Raw genomic sequence first — 26,233 nt, forward strand, 5'->3', positions numbered from 1 at the left:
ATAACGCATAATGAAAGAGCTGCCTTGTGCAGCTCTTTTTGTATCTATCATGATAGACTTAACACGATTATAAGAGTGAGCAGGAGAATTATTCATGGCAGCGTTACCAGAGTTTATTTCAATGTATAAGTCTCTGATTGCCCTACCGTCGGTGAGTTGTTTAAACCCTCAATGGGACATGTCCAATGAAAAGGTTATTCAACAACTCGGTCAATGGCTAGAAGGGCTTGGTTTTCATGTGCAAATTGAACCGTTATCGAGCCAGCCCAATAAATTTAATCTGCTTGCACATATTGGCCCCGCCCATGCTCAAGGCGGACTTCTACTGTCAGGTCATACAGACACAGTACCTTGGGACGAAGGCCGCTGGACGCGTGACCCATTTACGCTAACTGAAGCCGACGGCAAGCTTTACGGGTTAGGTAGCGCAGACATGAAGGGCTTTTTCGTTTTTGTACTCGAAGCTCTAAAAAATATCGATTTATCCAAGCTCACAAAGCCTATTTATGTGCTCGCCACCGCCGACGAAGAGACCAGCATGGCAGGAGCACGTGAACTCTCTAAGTTTCCCAACCTAAAGCCAGACTACGCCATTATAGGCGAGCCCACTTCAATGACTCCCGTGCGTATGCACAAAGGACACAGTACCGACTGTGTTCGCATATTAGGGAAGTCTGGACATAGTTCAGACCCCGAAGCAGGCGTGAATGCCATCGACATCATGCACGAGGTATTAGGCGAACTAAAAGTGCTAAAAAGCCATTTAAAAGACAACTACCATGAGCCCGCTTTCAAAGTTCCTTACCCAACAATGAACTTTGGCCATATCCATGGTGGTGACGCTGCGAACCGCATTTGTGCCTGCTGTGAACTTCACATGGACATGCGCCCTCTCCCGGGCATGTCGGTAGATTTACTTAGTGAACTTTTACACCAGCAACTGAGTGAAATTCAAAAGCGTTTTCCAAACGCACTTGTTATTGAAGCCATGCATGAACCTATTCCGGGCTACCAATGTGCTGCCGACAGTGCATTAGTCAAAATGGCAGAACGAGTAAGCGGCCAAAGCTCACAGCCAGCAAACTATTGTACTGAGGCCCCTTTTATTGATGATTTGGGATGCCAAACTATAGTTATGGGTCCTGGCTCAATTAACCAAGCCCACCAACCTGACGAGTTCATTCGTTTAGACGAAATAAAGCCCTCACTAAATATGATTGAGCGCATGATCAAGGAAATGTGTTTGTGATTTGTGGTGTTGATGAAGCAGGAAGGGGTCCTATTGCAGGCCCAGTGGTTGCTGCTGCGGTTATTCTAGACCCCAACAACCCTATTGAAGGGTTAGCCGACTCTAAGAAGATCAGTGAAAAGAAACGTGAAAAACTGAATGTTGAGATCCGAGAAAAAGCGCTATCTTGGGCTATTGCTCAATGTGATCCTGAAGAAATTGACGAACTCAATATTCTGCATGCATCGCTGTTAGCCATGCGTCGTGCAATAGAAGCCTTGCCTATTCAGGCGCAAGAGGCGCTTATTGACGGCAATAAAGTACCCACGGGCCTAACTATTCCAGCACAAGCAATTGTTGGTGGGGACGCTGTAGAGCCAGCAATTAGTGCAGCCTCGATTTTGGCCAAAGTAGAACGTGACCGCCAAATGTTGGCATGGGACGAAAAGTACCCACAGTATCAATTTGCCAAACATAAAGCCTACCCAACAAAATTACATCTAGAATTATTAGAAAGTCACGGTGTATGTCCAATTCACCGTAAAAGCTTCAGACCTGTTAAAGTGCTATTAGAAAAATCATAAGAGGCAACGCATGAGTCATATTCAGGGAAAAACAATTTGGTTAACAGGCGCGTCTTCAGGCATTGGTTTAGCTCTCGCTGAGGCGCTCGCAGCACGTGGAGCAAAACTCATTCTTACTGCGCGCAGTGAAGATAAGTTAAAAGCTCTGGCAGAAAAATTACCCGGAGCGCACGAAGTCGTGCCTATGGACTTAATGAAGCCAGAAGCTGCTTTTCAGCAAGCACAAGCTTTAGCGAATGAAAAAGAAATAGATATACTGATTAACAACGCCGGAGTCTCTCAGCGAAGCCTAGCCCTTGAAACCGACCTAAAAGTTTTCCGTGATCTTATGGAAATAAACTATTTTAGCGTTGTTGCGCTCACTCAGGCAGTACTTCCAACGATGGTAGCTCGTAGATCCGGTCATATCGTCACAGTGTCCTCTGTAGCCGGTAAGGTGGGTACAAAGCTTAGAAGTGGTTATGCGGGCTCTAAATTTGGCATTATTGGCTATATGGACTGCATACGCGCAGAAATGAAAGAAAATAATATCCCGTGTACAACCATTTGTCCGGGCTTTGTACACACCCAAATCGCTCACAATGCCCTTACCGGCACGGGTGAGAAACTGAATAAAGCAGACCCAGACAACGCTGGTGGCATTTCTGCAGAGCAATGCGCCAAAGAGATCGTTCAGGCCATCGAAAAAGACAAGGCAGAAGTTGTTGTCGGTTCGGGATTAAGTAAGTTAGCGCCGAGACTTCAGCGTTTATTTCCTGGTTTAGTGAGAAAGCTAGTCGCGAACAGATAAGTTTTATTCTTCGGTTGGGTAGCGCTCGTTCATTGTTTGAAAACCTTGGACTATGAGCGCTCTCAATACCTCCTCGTCGATATCTGAAAGTCGCTTTACATACAAACAAGACTTTCCAGTCTTATATTTCCCAAGTTTGGACAGAAGCTCCGACTCTTCCGAAAACCCAGGCATAATATACAACGACAAAGCCTGCGCTCTTGGCGAAAACCCAGTTCTCATCCATTCCGATTGATAACCACTTTTACTTTGGTATTGATACGAGCCAAAGCCAACAATAGAACTGCCCCACATTTTTGCTTCACAACCTGTTATTTCAGTAAAAAGGTCTAGAAGCTTGAAGCAGTCCTCTCGCTTACTCTCATCTTTCACAGCAGCCAGAAATGAACTCACGCTGCTATTATTCGGTTTAGTCTTTGGCTCGTACATGAAGGCTTATAAATAAGGCTGGTGAGACGTCAACCTAGAAAGTCCTTTGACTAAGCGATAGATAGTCCATACCCATGCCGCAAAATAGATAATGAAGCCGATACCTACTATCAGCAGTATTGTGCCCACAACAAGCCAAATTAAGCCCCAAACCCATATTTTAATTACATTGGTGAAATGGCTTTCAAAGATAGTTCCTACAGCTTCCCCGCGTTTTATAAACGCCCAAATCACACCGGCAATCCAGAAAATACCCGTAAACATTCCTGCAACCATCAAACCATACGCAATAAGCGCACTGGTTTTTGCTTGCTCTTCTCTAGGCGTTAATACACCTGTGTTTGGTTCATAGTCGCTCATAAGTGTCCTTAGTATTTTTGTTATTTCCAATGCGAATTTAATTGTATTGAGTTGACTCATTTTTAGCGTTTACACAAAAACTTGCAAGCTTTTGTAGATATAAAAAAGGCGCTTTATGTGAAAAGCGCCTTTATAAACATCAACATAGCTGAACTTTATTTCATTACCGTCAGCATTTGCATAGGTTCTTCTAAGAATTGCTGCCAACGTTTGTTGAAGTTCGCAATAGTCGCACCGTCAATAATGCGGTGATCGCCAGACCAACTTGCAGTCATCATATCGCGTCCAACCACAGAGCCGTCATCAGCAAAGCGAGGTAAGGTTTGTACCTTGCCTAATGCAACAATTGCAGCTTCTGGCTTATTAATGATTGGAGTTGTTACCGTGCCACCTACAACGCCGATATTAGAGATGGTAATAGTGCCACCTTTCATATCTGCTTGTGCAACTTTACCTTCGCGTGCAGAAGCGGTTAAACGGTTAACTTCCTCTGCAACTTCCAATAACGACATGTTTTGAACACCTTTAATGTTCGGCACCATAAGCCCAACTTTAGTGGCCACAGCCATACCGATATTGTGGTCATCGTAATAGGTAATTTCGGTTGCATCGTCGTTAAGCTGCGCATTCATGATTGGGAATTCGCTCATCGCCAAAGACAAAGCTTTTATAAAGAAAGGCATTAACGTTAAGCGAATACCTTGCTCTGCATACTGCGCTTTTAACTTGGCATGAAGTTTCCGCAACTCGGTCAAATCGAATTCTTCTGCATAAGTAAAGTGCGGTATGGTGCGAACAGATTCCGCCATTTGCTTCGCCATAGCAGCACGAACACCGCGCATAGGCTCTGTGCGAGTACCACCAGATGTAGACATTTTTGCTGGAGCTGAAGACTGAGTCCCTGAAGACTTAACTTCTTGTGCGGCTCCGCCCGATTTTACGTCTTCCTTGAGAATGCGGCCTTTCTTACCGCTGCCTTGTACTTGCGTTAAGTCGATATCCTTCTCGCGCGCTAGTCGGCGCACAGCAGGGCTGGCCAATACTTTACCCGGCGCAGCGGGTTGTGGTGGTTCAAACTCACCACCTTCAGCTCGAGTACTAACTTGCTCAGCCGTTGCTGGCTGAGCTGGAGCATCATTCTGAGGCTCGCTACTGCTTGCTTCGCCACCTTCTGAAACTAACGAGAACAGTGGCTCACCAACACGAGCGATGTCGCCTTTCGCGTAATAAAGCTTACCAATGGTTCCGTCCGACTTTGCGGGAATCTCAACAACCGCTTTATCAGTCATCACCTCTACAACAACTTGGTCTTCTTCAACGGTATCGCCTTGTGAAACCTTCCATTCCACGATTTCACACTCAACAATACCTTCACCAATATCCGGTAAGATAAAATCACTTGAACTTGTTGACGCTTGGTCGTTAGACGCAGCTTTTTCAGGTGTCGGTGCAGGCTCTTTGGTTTGTGGCTTGGTTTCTGTTTCAGCTGGTGCTGAAGCACTTCCTTCAGCGTCAATAGCGAACAGAGGCTCACCCACTTTGGCAATATCACCCTTCGCGTAGTACAGCTTGGTCACAGTACCATCGAATTTTGCAGGAATTTCAACAACCGCTTTATCGGTCATCACTTCCACAACGACTTGGTCTTCTTGAATGCTGTCGCCTTCTTGAACAACCCATTCAACAATTTCGCACTCTACAATACCTTCACCGATATCCGGCAATATAAAATCAGTACTCATGGTCACTCCTATTAATAATTTAACGAGCGTTTAATGGCTTCGTATGTTTTTAAGTGATCCGAGAAGTATTCTTTCTCATGCGCTAACGGGTAAGGTGTGTCTAAGCCCGAAGCTCGCATTATGGGTGCTTCCAAGTACAAGAAGCACTGGTCTTGGATTGTGGCGGCTACTTCACTACCAAATGCCATGGTGTGAGGCGCTTCCTGACTGATAACAAGACGCCCAGTTTTCATGACAGATTTAGCTACTGTTTCTACGTCCCATGGCAAAATAGAACGTAAATCGATGATTTCCGCACTTACGCCGTCTTTTTCTGCCATCTCAACGGCTTTTTCAATAACCTCTACCTGTGCACCCCAGCCCAGTACGGTTACGTCTGTACCTTCTTTTACCACCTCAGCTTTACCTAGTGGCAAAGTGTATTCTTCTTCAGGAACGTCACCAACCGCAGCACGGTATAAGCGCTTAGGCTCCATGAATAAAACTGGATTCGGGTCAAAAATAGAGCTCAACAATAACCCTTTCGCTTGATACGGGTTACGCGGAACCACAATTTTCAAACCTGGAGTGTGAGCAAAATAAGCTTCTGGAGATTGTGAGTGATAATGGCCACCGTGAATACCACCGCCATAAGGTGTACGGATAGTTAAACCACCTACATTAAACTCATTACCTGAGCGATAACGGAACTTAGCCGTTTCATTCACGATTTGGTCAAAAGCAGGGAAAATATAATCACCAAACTGGATTTCAGCGATAGGAAAGCCGCCTTGCGCCGCTAATCCGTTTGCAAAACCTGCAATGCCTTGCTCTACCAATGGTGTGTTGAAACAACGATCACGGCCGTATTTTTCTTGTAAACCACTAGTTGCACGGAAAACACCACCAAAGTGCCCTACGTCTTCACCAAAAATACAAACCTTATTGTTCTTCGCCATTGCAACATCAAGTGCGCTATTAATGGCTTGTAGTAAATTCATCTTGGCCATTATTTCACTCCTTTTGAAGTTGCCGGATACGCTTCAGGATACTTACGAATATGCTCTTTTAATGCTTCAAGCTGCTTCTTCAAGTGCTCTGGCGGAGTGTCGTAAACATCTTCAATAATTTCGTCAACATGTGGCGCCGGAACTTGCTCAGCTTTTTTCAGCTCAGCTAGTACCGCTTTTTTATGCTCCGCCATTTGCGCGTCAGCTTCTTCCTCGGTGATCCAACCCTTCTTAATCAACCAATTGCGGAAGCGAATCATAGGCTCTTTTCCACGCCATTCTTCTTCTTCCTCTTTGGTACGGTAGCCCGTCGGATCATCTGAAGTTGAGTGACCAGCCATACGGTAAGACATTGCTTCGATAAGCACTGGTTCATTTTCTTCTACTGCAATTCTGCGAGCTTCTTTAGTCGCCGCATAAACAGCAAAAATATCATTACCGTCGACACGAATTGCTTTCATACCGTAACCAGCTGCGCGAGGCGCAATACCGTCACCCGCAAATTGCTCTGTAGAAGGAGTGGAAATGGCATAACGGTTGTTACGACAAAAGAAAATGACAGGAACCTTAGAAACGGCAGCCATGTTTAAGCCAGCGTGGAAGTCACCCTCTGACGCTGCACCTTCACCAAAGTAAACAAGCGTACATTCGCCTTTGCCATCTTGTTTCTGACCATACGCATAACCCGTCGCTTGAGGAATTTGCGTGCCCAAAGGCGAAGATATAGTCATAAAGTTCAATGCAGCACAGCCATAATGCACTGGCATTTGACGTCCTTTACCCAAGTCTTTCTCGTTTGAGAAAAGCTGATCCATGAACTGCTCAACCGTAAAACCTCGGTACGCTAAAGCGCCCTGTTCACGATATTGCCCCATAATCATGTCTTCAAACTTAAGTGCCGCAGCAGAGCCAATACTCGCCGCTTCTTCACCTAACGAAGATAAGTAAAAGCTAATACGACCTTGGCGCTGCGCCGCAAACATACGTTCGTCCAACAAGCGGATAAACTGCATGGTGCTGAACATTTTCAGTGCGAGCTCTTTGTCAATTTCAGGTAACTTCGCACCTTTATTAACGGTTCCATCTTCTTTCAAAAGCTGAAACGTAGGAATTTTGATTGCGTCACCCGGAATCACTTCCAATTGGGTCACAATATTGTTCGTTGTTGCTGCTTTATTTGCCATAACGTTTTCTCTTGTACGATTCCTCAGAATCTTTTCATTCGCTATTTGGGCGCAACTTTACCTTTACGTAAAGGTCGTTGCAAATTTTGAACATAAACTTTCAGTGTACAAACCTGACATCAGACCAGATCAAAAGACTCTGCGGGCTTGGAAACCACTGTTAACAAAGCTCTTTGTCCTAATGCCACCTTTGCATTCGGGAAAATGACTGCTTCACCGTCACATTGGGCTCTGTATTCCTTTTCACCGTCTCTTGCTAACAACTCACCTTCTTCAAATGGCGTAAAATTAGCTAACGAGTCAGAGAAATTTAATTCGAAGTCTTCTACTGTTCTATTAATGCTCCTAAGCACTTGGAAGATACTGAAATCTTGCGGAGAAAATGGAGCTAGTTCCGGCTCTTTCTCTGTAAGCAATGCTTTTAAGGTTTTTATTGTAGGTGCAAAGCTTTTCATATCGTTTTGGCCGAATGGCTTCACCTTGCCTAACTCAACCGTGAAGGCGTCAGCACCATGATGCTTTACCGAGTGGTAAGAAAAAGTTGTCGTTGGTCCATCATTTAACAAGATAACCGGCACACCCATAGCATGTAGTAGTTGAAGCTGACGCTTCTTATAAGGCTTGCCATGAGTAAATGGATAAACTGCAAACTTTTCATGCTTAGAATCACGAATAGCCGTGTGTAGATCGTAGTGTAATCGCTCACGCTCACCAGTTGGAGCTTCATCAAAGAACTTGGCGACATAGCTTTCGATTTGCTTCGCCCGCACTCTCTCTTTATTTACTAAACCTTCGCCCTGGCTGTGCCCGCCATTGAACAAACGGTTCATGTTTTCTTCTACAAATCTACGACCAACATTTATTGCTGCAGGGTTAGCAAACAAAAATAACACTCTGCATTGAGGCACTAACTCACCGGCTCGAATGGCCTCTATTAATTGGTCACATATTTCAATAGGCGCAGTTTCATCTCCGTGCACCGCAGACGATAGAACCAAGTCACGTTGATTAGCTTGTTCAGGAGTAAAAGCAATAACGCCACTATCCCAAACTTCTACCTTTACTCCATTACTTAAAATTTCACTAGAAGTTGAAGAAGTACCCCACTCGTTTTTACGAGTCCAACTCAAAAAGTTCTCTGTAGGTAACAAACCTACCTCCAATTCATTTGTATTAGTTTATTCAGGCTGGTTAGCTTTCGGGCCTGGCTGTTTGTCGTGTACCGCTAACAAAGCACGAAGAACCTTAGAATTGTACTCACGACGAAACAGTACATGGGTCACCACCAATGTGGCCAACATAAACAACCACGGGCTTACAAACCAACAAAGATAAGCCAAAGCGAAGTAATAAGCTCTAAGTCCGTAGTTATATTCATGGCCTGCTTGGTCTAGTATTTTAGCTGCATTTAGCGAAAAACGTTCACGAGCTTCTTCAGTGACTTTAGAGCCGATTACAGATGGAGCCATTCCCAATAAAATAGATACGAAACCAAATTGACGAACCGACCAAGTAAACTTGAAAAAAGCATAAACCATAACCGTAGCAAGACCTGCTAACTTCAGTAGCACCAATGTATGGCTTTGCTCGGCTGTAAAAGGAAGTTCATCGAGAACACTCACGAAAGCGTCGTTTGACGCAGTGACGGTGAGCACACCCGCGAGGACAAGAATGGTCGAAGAGGCGAAGAACGTTACTGTACGTTCGACGTTTCCAATTAGAGCGGCGTCGGCAATATGTTGCTCCTTGCGCACTACCGCGTTCATCCAGTCCACGCGCAGCGTACATAAAATACTACTTAGCGAGTTGTATTTTTTAGCGCGTTTACGCGCATAAATTGTGTAGCCAACCCAAAACGTGAAAAACCATCCAATCGCAATCAGGTCGAACAGTGGCAAAAATTCCATGTGGGCTCCATCAGACCATATAACGGAGCCCATAGTTTAACTGATTTTTAGTCAATTTCCTGTACTGTTCTCGGTTCTTTTCTCCACCAACGCGCAATATCGTCAAGAACCACGTACAAGCATGGAATAAGCAGCAAGGTAATTACCGTTGCAAACAAAATACCAAAGGCCAACGACACCGCCATAGGTATAACAATTTTAGCCTGTAAACTCTTTTCTACCACCATAGGAGCTAGGCCTAAGAATGTTGTTAATGAGGTAAGCACGATAGCCCTAAAGCGCGCGCCACCGGCATCTACCACAACATCTTTGATCGACTTCTTGTCATCTTTATTTTGGTTGACATGGTCCACCAAAATTAAGCTATCGTTCACAACAACACCAGCGAGAGCAATCAGTCCGAACAAGCTTAGAATGCTTATCGACATGCCCAAAACCAAGTGTCCTAACACTGCACCGATGAAACCAAACGGTATAACAGACATTATGATGAGAGGCTGGGAATACGACTTCAGTGGAATGGCCATCAACGCGTAAATAGCAAACATAGCTAAGATAAAACCAAAGATCAGAGAGCCCAAGGCTTCTTGCTCATCTTGGCTCGCACCTTCCAGTCCAAATTGAACATTAGGATATTTCTCGAGAATAGAAGGCAAGCGATTCATCATAACGTCCATAACCACCTCACGCGGTTCTACGCTACTTTTGTCGACACGCGCTCGTACGTTAACTGAGCGCACCCCACCAATACGGTTGATGCTGCTAAACCCATCTGCAAATGTAGCTTCAGCTACTTCTCTAAACGGAATTTCACGACCATCGTCGGTGCGAATCATCATAGACTCTAAATTGCCGATCGACGTACGTTCGGCTAGTGGGTAACGCACCATTACACGCACTTCTTCGTCATCGCGAGGTATACGTTGAGCCTCTGCTCCGTAGAAGGCATAACGCACTTGAGTTGCAACGTCTTGAAGTTGCAAGCCTAAAGACTCCGCAGCCGGCTTCAAGGTAAGTTGAATTTCCTCTTGTGGTGTACCGAACGTGTCAGAAACGTCAAACACACCACTGTAGCCTCCAACAACTTCTTTCAACTCCTGCGCCGCAGCTGCCAACTCATCTAAATCAGAGCCGCTCAACTGAAATTCAAGGTCGAAACCGCCGCCACCAGGTCCAATACTCGCTTGGAAATTAAGTTCCTTCACGCCAATAAGTTCAGGAACACGCTGGCGCCAACGATTTACAATCTCAAAACCATTAATTTCTCGGTTTTCACCTTTTTCTAGCTCGACTAAAATTTGACCACCGCTATCACCGTTAAGGAACATAGCTGTATGCGAGATCAGATTTTGTCCGTATTCTTCTTGATACTCTTCGTCTATATTTCTGATTACACTCTCAATCTGACGAAGTGACGAAATAGTTTGCGACTCATGAGTACCCGGCTGCATCGTAATACTACTGAAAATCATGTCACTAGGTACGTTCGGGAAGAACACCCAACGTACAGCACCCGACTGAATAAGACCTATCATCACAATCATTAACGCAAAGAACGTAGCAATGGTGGTATAGCGGTATTCGACACATTTTCTCGCAAAAGGCTTGTATTTCGACTCAACAAAACGCTTAAGTCCGTCGGAAATGCCGTTGCGCATACGCTGAAAGCCGTTTTGTTTGGTTTGCCCATCTTTCGAAAATTTCATAGAGCTAATATGGGCAGGTAGAATCCACTTCGACTCGATCAAAGAAAACAGCAACGCAAGAATTACTACAAAGGCAATCGACTGCAAAATGGTTTCCATTTGCCCATCCACAAATAGCATGGGAAGGAACGCCACTACTGTCGTTAATACCCCAAAAGTTGCAGGTACCGCTACCTTCTTAGCACCACGGATAACATTTTCGTCACTTGAACCTTTCTCTTCTATTTCGGTATATGCGCTTTCTCCAATAATTATGGCGTCATCGACCACAATGCCGAGCACCAATATAAATCCAAACAAAGAAATCATATTTACCGACACACCAATCATCGGTAAATTCATCATGGCAAATGTACCCAAGAAGCACACCGGAATGCCTACCATTACCCAGAACGCTAAGCGAATTTGCAGAAATAGAGAGAGCGCTACGAGTACTAAAACAACCCCAAAAATAAGGTTTTTCAGCATTAAGTTTAAACGGCCCTTAAGGTAATAAGAACTGTCGCCCCAGTAATCCAGTTGCACACCTTGCGGCAACTCACTTTTCTTGCGCTCTATATAGCTTTTAACTGTTTCAGCTATGGCTAAATCGTTTTGTGTACCTAAACTATTTACACGAATAAAAGTGGAGGGTTTACCGTCGAACTCAGCAAAAAAGCGGCGCTCGACAAATCCATCCTGCACTTCAGCCACTTCGCCTAACGTCAGCTCAGTTCCATCTTGACGGCTAATTAAAACAATATTCTCAAACTCACGTCCCACATAGCTTTGGTTTTTGGCGCGTAATAAAATATCGCCGTTGGGCGTACGAATAGAACCACCCGGCACATCAAGTGAGGTGCCTCGAACTGCCTGCACGACCTGCTGGAACGTTAGGTTATAGCGGCGTAGGTTCTCCTCAGATATTTCTATGGCAATTTCATAATTTCGCGTACCAACGACATCCGCCTGACTTACTCCAGGTAAATTACGAATCTCATCACGAATATCGTTTGCAAGAAGCTTTCTTGCGCGTTCATCAATATCTCCGTAAAGAGACATCCATAGAATTTGTGTAGTTGGGCGTCCCCGATATACTAACGGAGGTTCAATCTGAGCAGGGAAGCTGGAAATACTGTCCACATTCATTTGGATTTCGTCCATAACTTCCTGAATGTCATAGTCAGTATCAGTCTCTATCGAAACCGTAGCCATTCCCTCATTAGCGGTGCTGCGAATCTCTTTGATTCCTTGAACATCATCAATCGCATCTTCAATACGAATAATTATGCCTTGTTCAACCTCTTGAGGAGCAGCTCCAGGATATACCACTCTTACGGTAATCTGGTTACTCTCGCCCATCGGGAATGTTTCTTTGCGAATTGCAAACACAGCAAAAATACCGGAGATAATGATAACCGCCATTAATAAGTTGGCGGCCACTTTATTGCGCGTGAACCAGGCAATAATACCTTTTTCTTCGCTCATGGCTCTTTCTTCGCTCATGACTTAACCCTCCTCTCCGTTTTCCGCTTCAGGCTCAGCCGCTTCCTCTTGCGGAATCAAAGGGTCTCCAGGCAAGCGAACTTTCATACCTGGCAGAGGATTGTCTAATTGTGTTGTCATTACAAGCTCGCCATTCTCTAGTCCAGACGATACAAACACGGTTTGTTCATCTAGCCGGTAAGAAACGACTTCGCGACGCTCAAGTAAACGCTCCTCGGTAACTACCCATACTTCTCCGTTTGTATTAATAGCATGACGAGGCAATTCGATGAGTCCCTGAACCGTAACCCCCTCAACGTTAGCGGTTACAAAGCGACCGAACTGCAATGGGGTTTCATGGGTTCGATGTTCACGATTATATGGGTCTTGAATTTCTACCACCCCGTAGATCACGCGGCTCGTTGGGTCTAATACACCCTCTGTTCTTACCAAATGACCTTGCCAACTACGAAACTCTCCAGCTACTTCAGCAGTGACCGATACAGAAGGGCCCGCCGAGGTTTCAGAGTTAATCATTTGTTGGTCAAGGAAAGACAAATCATAGTCGGTAAGCGGAACTCGAACTTCGGCGACTTCAGTGCCGTAAAACATACCAATAGACGTACCCACACCCAAGTATTGGCCTAAATTAGCTTGTTTTGCCTGTAATAGACCCGAGAACGGGGCTCTTACCACCGTGCGCTCTAAGTTACGCTCTGCTCGATCAAGTTGTGCTTCTGCTGCACGCAAATTGGCAAGTTCACTGGCTAATTGAGGTTGACGCAAACCAAGTTCTGGAATTTCACCCGCTTCAATTGAGCGCCACTCTGCTTCCGCAACTCGTCCTAGCGCACGCTCGGTTGCCAGCGAAGACTGCGCGCGCGCAACGTTTGCCCGTGCATCTTCGAGATTAGCTTCATAATCAGAAGGGTCAATCTCAAGGAGTACTTCGCCTTCTTGAAAGAAACCACCTGCCACAAACTTTTCGGATATTCGAACTACACGGCCGCTCACTTCCGTTACAATTTGAGTTTGGTAGCGTGGGTTCACCGTACCGTAACCATCCACCACAAAGGTTTCGTCTTTCTTCTCAACTTCAACCACTTCCACTAACACGGCAGGCCTCGGTGGCTGACCGCGCATAGGTTGTGGTCGCATGCTAGAAAGCACTACTAATATAAATAGAGCAAAAAGAATGATTACAAACGGTAGAATAATTTGTCTTTTGTGAACAGCCATCGAATGCCTTTCCTTATTCGATAAAATTAAGAACGAGCCAATTGAGATCTATAGCCAACTCGACATATTATGAATTAAATAACACGGGTGTGACATATACAGTACGTAGAAGTTGTGTTTCTATTCTCATAAATATGTAACCGAGTGTTTCTTAGTTCACATCTAGTGACAAATAAGGCTGCCAGAACGCTATGATTTCATCGAGGGAACCTGCATTACTCTTAACTGGCGGTGGTGCCAGAGCTGCATACCAAGTTGGTGTATTGAAAGGTATTGCAGCCATGGTTCCGCGCGCGCACCCTCTGCCTTTTAGAATTCTTTGTGGTACTTCAGCAGGCGCTATAAACGCCACAGCCCTTGCCTGTTACGCCTCTAATTTTCGTTTGTCAGTTAAGCGCTTAGAGCATGTGTGGAGCAACTTCACTACCGAGCAAGTCTACCAATGCAGTAACTCTGCGATATTTGGGCAATTATTCAGTCGTATTGGTCACTTATTCCAACAAGATAGTGTAAGACGTAACTCGCCAAGTTTGTTTAACAACCAACCGCTTCGCGAATTACTCTCCGAAGTCATCGACTTTAAGCGCATTGATCGTCATATTCATAATGGACATCTACGCGCAGTGTCCGTGACGGCATCGTCTTATAGCACAGGTGAGTCGGTAAGCTTTTTTGAGGGCATACCACAGTATGAAAACTGGTTGCGCGCCAAGCGCAGAGGTACACGCGTAAGATTAAATACAGAGCACTTAATGGCTTCTTCAGCTATTCCTTTGTTGTTTCCTGCCACACGTGTAAATCAAACCTACTATGGCGACGGCTCTATTCACCAAATGGCACCGTTGAGTGCACCAGTTCACTTGGGCGCCAGCAAAATCCTAGTTATTGGCTTAGAGCAACCGCAAATAGAATCTAAAACCATTTCAACCGAGCCACCCAGTGGCGGTGCTATTGCCGGTCATTTACTCGATACTATTTTTGCCGACACCCTAAATTCGGACTTGGAGCGCCTTGAACGCGTCAATAAAACAACACACCAGCTGGAGCAAGCGGGTGTGCCTCATGAAACATTGCGGCGTATCGACTCGCAGCTCATCCATTCTGCCCATGACTTTAACGAAATAGCGCACCGCCATTACAAACGCATGCCTAAAGCGGTTCGCCGAGTATTAAGCATACTCGGTGTTAGCCGCGACACACCGTCGAGCTTAATTAGTTACTTACTCTTCGAAAAAGAATATTGCCGTGAACTCATTGAGTTGGGCTACCAAGATGCAATGAAGCAAAGCGAAGAAATTCACCCATTTTTAGAGCTAGGCGGAAAGCCTGTCGAATAATTGGCAATATTTTGCCTCTTTTGTAAAGAAGCTCATTAAAGCACCCCGTAAGCGATGAATTATTAAATGAATAACAAAGACTTAAGCATATAGGCACGTAATTTGCTTTATTTGCCACATCAATTCCTCCATAGAGGTAAAGAACGTGGTAACTATTGAATTGCAGAAAGAACAAAATACGGTTCAGGTACTTGCCTGCTCGGAAACTTTCCAAAAGCGAGGAAAGCTTGCTGAGCAGTTGCAAACCACACTAGACATTGAGCAACTCCTCGCTCTATACGGTAAAGAAGTGCAGCAAACACTACAAATTAGTAGCTTAACTTTCGCTGCCGACGAACTAGTGTTTGCGGTTTTTGGCTATGTCGAGCAGCAACCTCAACATAGCGCAGCAATATACGCTGACGGCGAGTATCTAGGACAACTGGTATACAGCAAAGCATCTGGCTTTAGTGCTAACGATATTAAGAAGCTCAATCAATACCACCAGAAACTTATTTTTCCGCTACGTAATGCAATGCGGTATGCGCGAGTGCGTCGGCAGGCTATGCACGACCACATGACAGGGGTTGGTAATCGCTTGCTGATGGAAGAAGCCATTGTTCGTGCTAAAGCCAGTCAAGCGCGTTTCGACATCCCATACTTAATCGTTATTCTTGATTTAGATGGTTTCAAAGCAGTAAACGACAACGCTGGGCACCTCGTTGGCGACAGAATTCTGCAACGTTTCGCCCGCACCGCTAAGGCGCAACTGCGTGGCTACGACGAAATATTTAGATATGGCGGAGACGAGTTTGTACTGCTACTGAAAGATGCAGACGAGAAAAGTGCATCTCAGGTTTTTGAACGTATACAGCTCGGCATGAAGCATGACTCTATGCTTGCTGAATATAATATCGGCTGCAGCGCTGGGGCTGCGTTGATGTCAAACAAACCTGAAGAAGAACAAGTTTTACTCAACCGCGCAGACACAGCACTCTACGAAGCTAAATTAAGCGGTAAAAATAAGATTTGCTTTGCCAACTAATCGTTGTGCTGCAATACCAACGATTTTTTGACGCGAACAACTTGGTAGCTTGCCCAACGCACTCCAACCTTTCCTTGGGGGAAACGGGCAAGTTGAGCCATTAATTCATGCATAATCGACTGTGACGGTAACGTTGCCCCCAACTGCTCTAACCAAATACGAATAATCGCTTTTTGCTTCGCCTCCGAGAGTGAAGCCCAATCGAGTAAACTCAAGCTATTGTCATCATTTACCCTTTGCCTCATTTCATCTTCTAGAAGCTCTTGCAGCAAAGCCTCATGTTCCGCACAAAGCTCGCTAGAACGCGCTATAGTTTTCTCTATGCTCGGCCAACGGGCTTTTAAACGGGGCATTATTTCATGACGCAAAAAGTTACGATCAATCGACGTATCAGTGTTGGTGTCATCCTCAATCCACGATAATTCGAATTGGTTTGCAAAGTCGTAGATCTCGTCTTTGGTAAACTCAAGTAGTGGCCTAGCTAATGTTCTTTCTGCGGTAAAGTCAGCGGTTACAGCCATCGCCGAGAGGCCTTTTGGTCCTGCACCGCGCTTTAGTTGCAATAAAAAGGTTTCCGCTTGGTCTGAGCGATGTTGCCCCAACAGAATAACTGCATCATTTTCAGTAAGCTCAGCAAGTCGACGGTAACGAGCTTCTCTACCCGCTGCTTCTTTGCTAATTCGAGCCCCTTGAGGAACGCGTAATGGCTCAATATGCGTCGGAAAATTTCGTCGCTTACAGTCCTTAGCCAAAAACTCTGCCCATTGTGGCGAGTTTTCGTGAAATGCATGGTCTAAGTGAATTGCGAGATATTGGAATTCTGGATGAAGTTTTCTGAATTGGTCGCACAAAGCTAACACCGACTGAGAGTCAGCTCCGCCACCTAAAGCAACAACAACCTGTTGCCCTGGGCGCAGCTGCAGCTGCGCCATTAATCTGTCAAAGGATTGGTAAAAAGCTGTTTCTAACAATTAGCAGTAACCAAAATTCATAAGTTTTTGATATCGCTTCTCGAGCAGCTCTTGCTTTGAAGACTCTTTTAATGACGTTAAGTCTTCGCGCAATTGGCGCTTTACCCGCATCGCCATTTCTTCATGGTCTCGATGAGCTCCGCCGACGGGTTCTTCAATAATAGCGTCAACCAAACCAAGCTCTAACGAACGTTGTGCTGTAACACCCATAGCTTCAGCGGCAAGCTCAGCTTTCGTTGCGCTTTTCCAAAGGATAGATGCACAACCTTCAGGAGAAATAACTGAATAAGTACTGTATTGCAGCATGTTCACGCGGTCGCCCACACCGATAGCTAAAGCACCTCCAGAACCACCTTCACCGATTACCGTACAAACAGTAGGAACAGTAAGCCTCGACATAATCTTCAAGTTTCGCGCAATAGCCTCACTTTGGCCTCGTTCTTCAGCGCCAATACCTGGATAGGCTCCCGGAGTATCGATAAAGGTGACTACAGGCATGTTGAAGCGCTCCGCCATTTCCATAAGACGCATGGCTTTTCGATAGCCCTCTGGTTTTGGCATACCGAAATTACGTTTCACTTTTTCTTTCGTTTCACGCCCTTTCTGTTGACCAATCACCATCACTGGAGAGTCGTCTAAACGAGCAACACCACCCACAATAGCTTTGTCGTCAGCATATGCGCGGTCACCGGCAAGCTCATCAAAGTCAGTGAAAATATGTTTAATGTAGTCTTGGGTATATGGACGCAATGGATGACGAGCCAGTTGCGCCACCTGCCACGCCGACAAATTAGAGAAAATTTTCTTCACTAATTCACCGCGTTTCTTTTTCAGCTGTTTAACTTCCGACTCTAAATCGATATCCAAGCCGCCTTTTGCGCCTACGGCTTGAAGTTCATCAATTTGCGCTTGCAACTCTGCAATAGGCTGCTCAAATTCCAAAAAATTCTGATTCATGCTTACGCTTTCCGCCTAAGATTCAAATTCAAATTGTACGTTCTGCTCGCCTACTAATAGGCTTAACTCGTAAACCACATCGTCTAGTGGCTCAATATACCAATTAGGCCCTACCTGATAGCTGCCAACAGCACCTTCAATGCTACAATGCATAAGAACTGGGCAAGTACCTCGCGGTGCATTCTTTATCGCTTTCAATAAACGGTCGACCCGTGTTTCATTCGGTCGTTTGCGATCTTCAGAAACCTCGTCACAGTCTAACGAGATTGCCAACCGTTTGACAAACTGTGCTCGTGCTTGTTCTATCGTAAGAACTTCATTGGCGGTCATTGTATTCGTGCTATTGAAATGATCAAAGCCGACCTCTCCGCGCATCCATATAACCGCGTCCTTTTGCAACAAAGCTTCACACGCTTCAAATGCTTCACTAAACAGCTTTACATCGATTCGCGCGGACTTGTCATCTAAGGTCACAAGCCCCCAACGCTGACCTTTCTTATTCACCATCGCTCGTACATCAAGAACTAAGCCTGCGACAGCAACTTGGTCACCCTTTCGCGCGTCTGCAATGTCCTTTAGCTTCAATTGAGTATAGTACTTCAGCTCAGACACATAACGATTAATCGGGTGTCCGGTTAAATAAAGCCCCAAGGTTTCACGTTCACCGTCTAACCATACTGACTCCTGCCAACGCGGTACTTCATCAAAGTTACCACCTTTAGCTTCGTTGTCGGCGCTATCATCAGACATCCCAAATAGGTCTGCTTGTCCTACAGCAGCAGCTTGCGCTTCCTGATCAGCTTGACGCATGGCTTTTTCAAGGTTTGCCATAAGCGCAGCACGATGTGGCCCTAAATTATCCAGCGCACCCGCCTTTATAAGTCGCTCCATAACTCGGCGATTAAGTTTCTTAAGGTCCACACGACGGCAAAAATCAAATAAGTCTACGAAAGGCCCGCCTTCGGTACGAGAAGCTATAATACTCTCGATCGGGCCTTCACCCACCCCTTTAATAGCGCCGATGCCGTAAACTACTTGCTGCTCTTCATTAACGCTAAACTTGTATTTGCCTGCATTAACGTCTGGTGGCAGTATTTTTATGCCCATGCGGTCACATTCATCCACCAGGGTAACTATTTTGTCCGTGTTATCCATATCAGCAGACATAACCGCAGCCATATATTCTGCCGGGAAATGCACCTTCATCCACAACGTTTGGTAAGCCACCAACGCATATGCTGCAGAGTGCGATTTGTTGAACCCGTAACCAGCAAACTTTTCTACTAAGTCGAATATTTTTATCGCAAGCTCGGGGTCTATATTGTTATTTGCAGCACCACTTTGAAACACTTCACGCTGCTTTGCCATTTCTTCTGGCTTTTTCTTACCCATGGCTCGGCGTAATAGGTCGGCCCCCCCCAGAGTGTACCCAGCCATTTCCTGCGCAATCTGCATAACTTGCTCTTGATACAAAATAACGCCATAGGTCGGCTGTAGAATTGGCTCTAGGCATTTGTGTTGCCAAGTCTTGTCGGGATAAGAAATCTCTTCGCGCCCGTGCTTTCGGTCAATAAAGTTGTCGACCATGCCTGACTGCAATGGCCCAGGACGGAATAGAGCAACCAATGCGATAATATCTTCAAAAATGTCTGGCAGCAGACGTTTAATAAGCTCTTTCATGCCGCGAGATTCAAGCTGAAATACAGCGGTTGTCTCTCCGCGTTTCAGAACGTCGTAACAACGAGAGTCATTTAAAGGTATGGACTCTATATTGATTGCCTTTTTACCTTCTCGCTGTAAACGCTCATTGGCCATATCCACAGCCCATTGAATAATGGTTAGCGTTCTTAAACCGAGGAAGTCAAACTTAACCAAACCTGCTGTTTCAACATCGTTCTTATCAAATTGGGTAACTGGATAATTCCCTTCCTCATCGCAATAAAGCGGCGAGAAGTCAGTTATTGTTGTCGGAGATATAACTACGCCACCCGCGTGTTTACCAGCGTTCCGAGTTACCCCTTCTAACCTTCGCGCCATATCGATCACTTCGCGAACTTCATCGTCAGAGTCGTATAGCTGGGGTAACCGCGGTTCTTCTTCAAATGCGCCCTCAAGAGTCATTCCCGGAGTGCCGGGAATAAGCTTGGAAATTCGATCCACGAAACCATAAGGGTGTCCTAACACCCTACCCACGTCGCGCACTACTGCTTTTGCTGCCATGGTTCCGAAAGTAATGATTTGCGAAACTGCGTCTCGACCATAGAGTTCTGCTACGTGCTCGATAACTTCATCACGGCGGTCCATACAAAAGTCGACGTCGAAGTCGGGCATGGAAACCCGCTCTGGGTTTAGAAATCTCTCGAATAGTAGTTCGAACTCAAGTGGGTCTAAATCTGTAATTTTAAGCGCATAAGCGACCAGAGATCCTGCTCCTGAACCACGACCCGGCCCTACTGGAATCCCTTCGTCTTTACTCCACTGAATAAACTCCATCACGATAAGGAAGTAACCAGGAAATCCCATGCTATTGATTACATCTAATTCAATTTTCAACCTTTCGTCATAAGGAGGTCTTTTTTCTGCTCTTTCAGCCTCGTCAGGAAATAGTTGTCTGAGTCGATCTTCTAATCCTTCCTCTGATTTTTTCACTAAAAAGTCAGGTTCAGACATACCCTCTGTGGGAAACTGAGGCAGGAAGTACTCATTTAATCGAATTTCTAAGTTACAACGCTTCGCAATCTCCAGCGTATTTTCGATAGCTTCTGGAAGGTCAGAGAACAATTCCACCATTTCTTCAGCGGAACGCAAATACTGCTGCTCCGTATACTTTTTGGGTCTGCGTGGATCAGCTAACGTATACCCATCATGGATAGCTACACGAATCTCATGCGCATCGAAGTCCGAACTATTAATAAACGCAACATCGTTAGTTGCCACTACCGGTAAGTTAAATTCGGCAGCGATGTCTACTGCGCCATTAACGCACTCGGTTTCACCAGGTCTTCCGGTGCGTGTTAACTCGAGATAATAACGGTCAGGAAAATAGGTCTGATAAAACGATATTGAGCGCTGCAACGCTTCCCTATTACGTTTCAGAATAGCTTGTCCAACGTCACCGAATTGAGCGCCAGACAAAATAATTAGCCCTTCGTTGTATCTACTCAACCATTCTTGGTCGACACAAGGGTAGCCCAAGCGATGTCCTTTTAAATAAGCCTCTGAAATAAGAATTTTCAGGTTTTTGTAGCCTTCGTCGTTCATCACCAATGCAGTGATACGCAAAGCTTCATCTGGCCAGTCGTCAAAAATAACCCGAAGATCAGCGCCTACGATTGGTTTAATGCCTGCACTTCGAGCATTCTGGTAATAGCGCACAAGTCCACATAAATTCATCTCATCGGTTATAGCCATGGCCGGCATGTTTGCTTTCGCAACTTCAGCGCAAAGCGGTTTTACTTTCTGCAAACCGTCTCGCATCGAGAAGTCACTGTGAATATGTAGATGTACAAAAGGAGATGTTTTCATTTGATTTTTATAGTTATAAACCGATAAGCATTTAGGGCCTGTTACAACACACCCATGGCTGTTTGAAATCTAAAAATAAGTTCACTATTGTGCCTCAAGTTGCAGGTTCGTAAAAGCAAACAATAGAAATTCATGCTACACATAAATAGGTCAAGGTCCTAAGAAGCAGTTGCCGGAATAAAATATGCAAAACACGGACAAGTCTCATCTTACAGAGCACAGCTCTCGTTTAACTCAAAGTGCTAACGCTACAGTGCTCTACACCATGTATGTTGACGAGAAAGAGCCTGTAGCCGACTGGGTGAGTGAAAATATTAAGGACATCACCGGTTACAACGAGCAAACCGTACTAAAAAAAGGCTGGTGGAGTGAGCAAATACACCCCGACGATAGACAAGTGGAGAGCCAAGCCAACGAAGCCCTGCTCACTCAAGGTTATCTAATTTACGAATATCGCTGGAAATTCGCAGATGGAACTTATCACTGGATACGTGACGAGATGCGCATTATTCAGGATGAGAACTCAAAGACTACGCGTGTGTATGGGGTTTGGCGCGACATTACCTCAGAAATGGAAGCTCAGCAAAAATTAGAAGAACAAGAGGAACGGCTTCGCTTCACACTACAAGCGACAGGGGACGGTTTATGGGACTGGAACATAAAAACCAATGAAATATATTGGAGCGCCACCAATTACGACATGCTGGGAATGAAACGTAGTGAGTTTCCATTCATTTCTTACAGCAAATGGCAGTCTATAGTTCACCCAGACGATTTAAAAAGAACCGAGGCACTCATTAGAGAAGCTCTTAAAATTGACGGAGATAAACTAGACACCGAGTTTCGGTTTTACCATGCGGACGATTACTGGCTTTGGATAGCCTGCCGTGGTCAAGTTGTAGAGTGGGATGAAGATGGAAACCCCGCGCGGATGCTCGGTCTCCATACCGACATTTCTGAGAGAAAAGAGTGGGAGTACGCACTGAAAGAGCGCGAAAAGTTGCTCAACCAAATTACTAAGCAAGTTCCTGGTATGCTCTATCAATTCGTGAAAGAACCTGATGGGCACATGTACTTCCCCTTCTCCTCTGCACATATTAAAGATATTTATGGGGTATCTCCTGAACAAGCCCGGGAAGACGCTTGGAACGCAGCAGCCCAGATTCACCCCGATGACTTAGATACAGTGTTAAACACTATCGATTTATCGGGTAAACAACTCACCCTGTGGCGTCAAGAATACAGAGTTTTATTACCGGGGAAAGGTGAGCGCTGGGTAAGGGGTGAAGCTAGACCAGAAAAGCAAACCTCGGGAAATTTGGTTTGGCATGGTTACATCATGGACATTACCGATGAAAAAGAAGCCGAGAAAGACCTGAAAGTCGCCTCTAGCGTTTTCAAAAACACCCATGACGGAATTATGGTCACTAGTGTCGATGGCACCATTATTGAAATAAACCCTACATTCACTCGAATCACAGGCTATAGCCGTGATGAAATTATTGGGCAACAACCGAGTATCTTATCCTCTGGTAAGCATGAAAAAGCATTCTACACCGATATGTGGCAAAGCCTACTTCATGACGGTTTATGGCAAGGTGAAGTTTGGAATCGTCGGAAGAATGGGAGCATATATTGTGAGAGAAAAACGATCTCGGCGGTGTATGACGATCTCGGAAACATCGAACAGTTTGTGGGTATTTTTAGTGACGTAACACTGCTAAAACAGCAACAAGAACGCTTAGAGCAACTCGCTCACTACGATCCACTCACTAACTTACCCAATAGAACCTTGCTCAACGACAGGCTATACATGGCGGTTGAAGCAGCTAAACGCAGCGGCAATACACTTACCCTTGTCTACGTTGATCTGGACGATTTCAAGCCGGTAAATGACACTTATGGTCATGCAGCTGGTGACTATCTATTAGAAGTTGTTGCCAAACGGCTCAGCACGAGTGTTCGCAAAAGCGACACTGTCGCACGCATCGGTGGGGATGAGTTTATTGTGCTTCTCAATCATGAGTCTGACAACGCTTATCACCCTCTTATTGAAAGGCTTCAAAAGTACTTACAGCAACCAGTGAACATACAAGGTAACAAGGTGCGAGTTTCTTCAAGTATCGGTATGGCCAACTTCCCTGACGATGCACAAGACCCAGAACTATTGATTCGATACGCAGACAGAGCCATGTATGCCGCAAAACAATCGGGCAAAAACAAAGCCATAGAATATAGTGAGCTTACAGAGGATTCGTAAAATGGCGGAGCGGACGGGACTCGAACCCGCGACCCCCGGCGTGACAGGCCGGTATTCTAACCAACTGAACTACCGCTCCAACGGTAAGTCTTCCAGCAGTGGCGGAGCGGACGGGACTCGAACCCGCGACCCCCGGCGTGACAGGCCGGTATTCTAACCAACTGAACTACCGCTCCACACTGGAATTTGCATCTAAGAGAGGAAAGCGAAAAAGTAAGTGGCGGAGCGGACGGGACTCGAACCCGCGACCCCCGGCGTGACAGGCCGGTATTCTAACCAACTGAACTACCGCTCCACGTTACTTGTGCTTTGAAGGTGTCCCTCAATGCGGCGAGGATAATACGAGTAAGGGCATGGCTAGTCAACCCCTTTTTCTATAATCTCGTGCTAATTGATTATCTTTGCAGCGAATATCGAGATTAAAGCTCTGTCATCTCGTCTTCTGCTCCTTTTTTATCCTTCTTTTTCTTCTTCTTTTTTGCTGCTTTTAATTTCCGTTTACTTGCACTGGGACGAATTAAAATATAGATACTCCAGAGAGCTACAATCCCTAAATTGATGCCAACCACCAATATAATTCGGTTCTGAACTTTTTGCCTTTCAGCTTCTATTTCCGCCAATTCTTGTTGGTGGATACGCTCTTGTTCGGCAGCTTCCGCAGCCGCAATTTCAGCTGCGGTAGGTCCTGGTGGCGCAGGCGGTTGAGCTCGAAAATCAAATGGAGGAATATTCAATTGGAACTCTCTACCATTAACATCGGTAGCGCTTAAACGCATCACAACTTCGAAAACACCGAAGGTATAGCTTGGGATTTCCGCATAAAGCTCGTCGCCCTGCCTTGTGCTTAGGGCAATGTTCTCTGTTTCACCATTTGGAAAATCGACACGACCAGACACTACAATATCGTCTAAACGAACATATTCTTCATCCACTGTGAAAAACATGCGGTGAGGTTCACCTTCCTCATCGGAAACTTCCATTCTAGGCCGTACTGGTACTTGTCGAACCATCATTACGTCGCCTTCCACAACTCGACGATGTAACGGTGTTTCTACATAAAACGTAGGAATATACTCACCAGACGCAATATCTAACTCAAACTGCCCCGTGAAAGTTCCGTCTCGCGGCACAGCATCCATTCCCCTGCCATCATCTAAAAACTCTCCTACAGGCAAAGGCGGCTGCCCGAAGTTGTCATAGTTCGGGTTATTCGTGCTTTGCATCTTAATTTCCAGCTTTATCGCACTACGAAAGTCGAGCTGAGAAACAGGTTCACCGTTCTCGGTTAAATGCCCTTCTAGCCGCAAACGCTCACCCACAAAAACCAGTTCTGGGAAGTCTTCCGGATGCAACTGTACGTCGGTATAGACCATTGCGCGACTGTTCGGCCTGATCATTCCCGTAGCTTGCCAAGGACCAGGCATGGGCTCTCGAATACGAATCATGTCAAAGTCATGACCGCTGTGCCAAGTTACTTCTCCCTGCGGGTGACGAGAAGCATACCACTTACTGCCATCAGGGCGTGTGAGAACAACAGGTGCAGTGTCTGGGAGTCGAAAAAATACGAGAATTATTTCATCAACTTCGTAGTCTATACGGAAGCGGTCGTTTTCTAATGGGAGTTGTTGGCGAGGCTCTTGTTCTAACAGCGTGAACGCCCGTCTTGGGTCGTTCTCATTCATCTCGTCTGATTGTGCATTTACAGGGAAAGCGCCTAAAAAAGCACAACAAAACACCAAAGCTAAGCCATTAACGGCAGCTTTGGTAAGTTCTTTTACTCTGAAACTGATTCTATTTGTGACCAAATGCATTCTCCATTTTTGGCCAAGCCTTCGAGGTATTCTTGATGTCTTTTATCTTCTTCGGCAGAAGCACGTAAAACCTTTAATTTCGGGCGGTTAGAATCTAGCTTCACTATCGCTTGTGCATCATCAGAATCTGATTCACTTTGTGCACCTTGAAACCCTAGTTTACGTTGTCCTCCTGTAAGAAAAAGATAAACTTCAGCTAGAATTTCCGCATCGAGTAAAGCGCCGTGCAAGGTACGGTGAGAGTTGTCGATGTCATATCGCTTACACAGAGCATCTAGACTGGCTCGTTGCCCTGGGAATTGCTTTCTGGCAAATACCAAAGTATCGAACACGGTAGAGAAGTCAGCAATTTCACCTGGAGCAGGGCTTAATAGCGAAAACTCATGATCTAAGAAGCCTACATCGAACGGGGCATTGTGAATAACAAGTTCCGCCCCTTTTATAAATTCAATAAAATCAGAGGCAACCTGAGCAAATACAGGTTTATCTTCCAAAAACTCATTCGTGATACCGTGAACGTTAATTGCTTCTTGCTCAACAACTCGTTCAGGGTTGATATAAACGTGGAAGTGATTACCCGTTAACTTCCGGTCAATCATCTCAACACAGCCAATTTCAATAATGCGGTGGCCGTCTTTTGGGTTTATACCCGTAGTTTCGGTGTCCAGAATAATTTGCCGGCTTGGGCTTTCGAATTGAGTCATCTGATTTCGCCAAGTATACTCT

General features: G+C 45.4%; 20 protein-coding genes and 3 tRNA genes. 6 read left to right on the plus strand and 17 right to left on the minus strand.

What is annotated here, in order from left to right:
• The first annotated feature begins 94 nt into the window (after window positions 1–94).
• From argE to DQX04_RS03730, 3 genes are read left to right on the plus strand one after another with little or no spacing between them, the layout of a single operon-like run.
• Window positions 95–1,249, plus strand: coding sequence for an acetylornithine deacetylase (argE, locus tag DQX04_RS03720; RefSeq protein WP_111914530.1), 1,155 nt, complete (start codon window positions 95–97; stop codon window positions 1,247–1,249).
• Window positions 1,246–1,812 (plus strand): ribonuclease HII, encoded by a 567-nt coding sequence (rnhB, locus tag DQX04_RS03725; RefSeq protein WP_111914532.1) that lies wholly within the window; start codon window positions 1,246–1,248, stop codon window positions 1,810–1,812. Before argE ends, rnhB begins: the two co-directional genes overlap by 4 nt.
• 10 nt (window positions 1,813–1,822) lie before the next feature.
• Window positions 1,823–2,602, plus strand: a complete 780-nt coding sequence (locus DQX04_RS03730) for an SDR family oxidoreductase (RefSeq protein ID WP_111914534.1) — start codon at window positions 1,823–1,825, stop codon at window positions 2,600–2,602.
• Between the two features lie 3 nt (window positions 2,603–2,605).
• Here DQX04_RS03730 and DQX04_RS03735 read toward each other — a convergent pair whose 3' ends face one another.
• The 9 genes from DQX04_RS03735 to DQX04_RS03775 form a co-directional block, all read right to left on the minus strand.
• Window positions 2,606–3,031, minus strand: coding sequence for a DUF1801 domain-containing protein (locus DQX04_RS03735; protein ID WP_111914536.1), 426 nt, complete (start codon window positions 3,029–3,031; stop codon window positions 2,606–2,608).
• 6 nt (window positions 3,032–3,037) lie between these two features.
• Complete coding sequence (locus DQX04_RS03740) at window positions 3,038–3,391, minus strand: hypothetical protein (protein ID WP_111914538.1); 354 nt, start codon at window positions 3,389–3,391, stop codon at window positions 3,038–3,040.
• Window positions 3,392–3,546: 155 nt separating this feature from the next.
• Window positions 3,547–5,133 (minus strand): dihydrolipoyllysine-residue acetyltransferase, encoded by a 1,587-nt coding sequence (locus DQX04_RS03745; protein WP_111914539.1) that lies wholly within the window; start codon window positions 5,131–5,133, stop codon window positions 3,547–3,549.
• A gap of 11 nt (window positions 5,134–5,144) precedes the next feature.
• On the minus strand, window positions 5,145–6,122 hold the full coding sequence (locus DQX04_RS03750; protein WP_111914541.1) for a transketolase C-terminal domain-containing protein: 978 nt from the start codon (window positions 6,120–6,122) through the stop codon (window positions 5,145–5,147).
• On the minus strand, window positions 6,122–7,306 hold the full coding sequence (locus DQX04_RS03755; RefSeq protein WP_111914543.1) for a thiamine pyrophosphate-dependent dehydrogenase E1 component subunit alpha: 1,185 nt from the start codon (window positions 7,304–7,306) through the stop codon (window positions 6,122–6,124). The genes DQX04_RS03750 and DQX04_RS03755 overlap by 1 nt, the downstream gene beginning before the upstream one ends.
• A gap of 119 nt (window positions 7,307–7,425) precedes the next feature.
• Window positions 7,426–8,457 (minus strand): succinylglutamate desuccinylase, encoded by a 1,032-nt coding sequence (gene astE, locus DQX04_RS03760; protein WP_111914545.1) that lies wholly within the window; start codon window positions 8,455–8,457, stop codon window positions 7,426–7,428.
• A 27-nt stretch (window positions 8,458–8,484) separates the two neighbouring features.
• Window positions 8,485–9,213: a DUF599 domain-containing protein gene (locus DQX04_RS03765; protein WP_111914547.1), complete on the minus strand. Its 729-nt coding sequence runs from the start codon at window positions 9,211–9,213 to the stop codon at window positions 8,485–8,487.
• A gap of 47 nt (window positions 9,214–9,260) precedes the next feature.
• On the minus strand, window positions 9,261–12,404 hold the full coding sequence (locus DQX04_RS03770) for an efflux RND transporter permease subunit (RefSeq protein WP_207916190.1): 3,144 nt from the start codon (window positions 12,402–12,404) through the stop codon (window positions 9,261–9,263).
• Between the two features lie 3 nt (window positions 12,405–12,407).
• On the minus strand, window positions 12,408–13,622 hold the full coding sequence (locus tag DQX04_RS03775; RefSeq protein ID WP_111914548.1) for an efflux RND transporter periplasmic adaptor subunit: 1,215 nt from the start codon (window positions 13,620–13,622) through the stop codon (window positions 12,408–12,410).
• Between the two features lie 191 nt (window positions 13,623–13,813).
• Here DQX04_RS03775 and DQX04_RS03780 point away from each other — a divergent pair, with 191 nt between their 5' ends.
• Both DQX04_RS03780 and DQX04_RS03785 read left to right on the plus strand, forming a co-directional pair.
• Window positions 13,814–14,959 carry a patatin-like phospholipase family protein gene (locus DQX04_RS03780; RefSeq protein ID WP_111914549.1) on the plus strand — a complete coding sequence of 382 codons (1,146 nt, stop codon included), beginning with the start codon at window positions 13,814–13,816 and terminating at the stop codon, window positions 14,957–14,959.
• A gap of 145 nt (window positions 14,960–15,104) precedes the next feature.
• On the plus strand, window positions 15,105–15,983 hold the full coding sequence (locus tag DQX04_RS03785) for a GGDEF domain-containing protein (protein ID WP_111914550.1): 879 nt from the start codon (window positions 15,105–15,107) through the stop codon (window positions 15,981–15,983).
• Here DQX04_RS03785 and tilS read toward each other — a convergent pair.
• Genes tilS through dnaE form a run of 3 tightly spaced genes read right to left on the minus strand, consistent with a single transcriptional unit; the run spans window position 15,980 to window position 21,436 of the window.
• A complete protein-coding gene (gene tilS, locus DQX04_RS03790; protein ID WP_126266337.1) occupies window positions 15,980–16,915 on the minus strand; it encodes a tRNA lysidine(34) synthetase TilS in 936 nt (311 codons plus the stop codon). The two genes, DQX04_RS03785 and tilS, sit on opposite strands and share 4 nt — an antisense overlap.
• Window positions 16,916–16,954: 39 nt before the next feature.
• The gene (gene accA / locus DQX04_RS03795) at window positions 16,955–17,911 is read right to left on the minus strand and encodes an acetyl-CoA carboxylase carboxyl transferase subunit alpha (RefSeq protein ID WP_111914552.1); all 957 of its coding nucleotides are present in this window, start codon (window positions 17,909–17,911) and stop codon (window positions 16,955–16,957) included.
• Window positions 17,912–17,926: 15 nt separating this feature from the next.
• A complete protein-coding gene (dnaE, locus tag DQX04_RS03800; RefSeq protein ID WP_111914553.1) occupies window positions 17,927–21,436 on the minus strand; it encodes a DNA polymerase III subunit alpha in 3,510 nt (1,169 codons plus the stop codon).
• Between the two features lie 184 nt (window positions 21,437–21,620).
• Between dnaE and DQX04_RS03805 the strand changes: the two genes are divergently transcribed.
• A complete protein-coding gene (locus DQX04_RS03805) occupies window positions 21,621–23,696 on the plus strand; it encodes a bifunctional diguanylate cyclase/phosphodiesterase (RefSeq protein ID WP_111914554.1) in 2,076 nt (691 codons plus the stop codon).
• A 2-nt stretch (window positions 23,697–23,698) separates the two neighbouring features.
• Here the strand turns inward: DQX04_RS03805 and DQX04_RS03810 are convergent.
• From DQX04_RS03810 to dnaQ, 5 genes are all read right to left on the minus strand, one after another.
• Window positions 23,699–23,775: transfer RNA gene (locus DQX04_RS03810), tRNA-Asp, on the minus strand.
• Between the two features lie 20 nt (window positions 23,776–23,795).
• Window positions 23,796–23,872 (minus strand) — tRNA-Asp (locus DQX04_RS03815).
• A 42-nt stretch (window positions 23,873–23,914) separates the two neighbouring features.
• Window positions 23,915–23,991, minus strand: a tRNA-Asp gene (locus DQX04_RS03820).
• 124 nt (window positions 23,992–24,115) lie between these two features.
• On the minus strand, window positions 24,116–25,501 hold the full coding sequence (locus DQX04_RS03825; protein WP_165831932.1) for a TIGR03503 family protein: 1,386 nt from the start codon (window positions 25,499–25,501) through the stop codon (window positions 24,116–24,118).
• Window positions 25,471–26,211, minus strand: a complete 741-nt coding sequence (gene dnaQ, locus DQX04_RS03830) for a DNA polymerase III subunit epsilon (protein WP_111914556.1) — start codon at window positions 26,209–26,211, stop codon at window positions 25,471–25,473. Before dnaQ ends, DQX04_RS03825 begins: the two co-directional genes overlap by 31 nt.
• Between the last annotated feature and the right edge of the window lie 22 nt (window positions 26,212–26,233).

It is taken from the genome of Aliidiomarina sp. B3213, assembly GCF_003290085.1.
GTDB lineage: Bacteria > Pseudomonadota > Gammaproteobacteria > Enterobacterales > Alteromonadaceae > Aliidiomarina.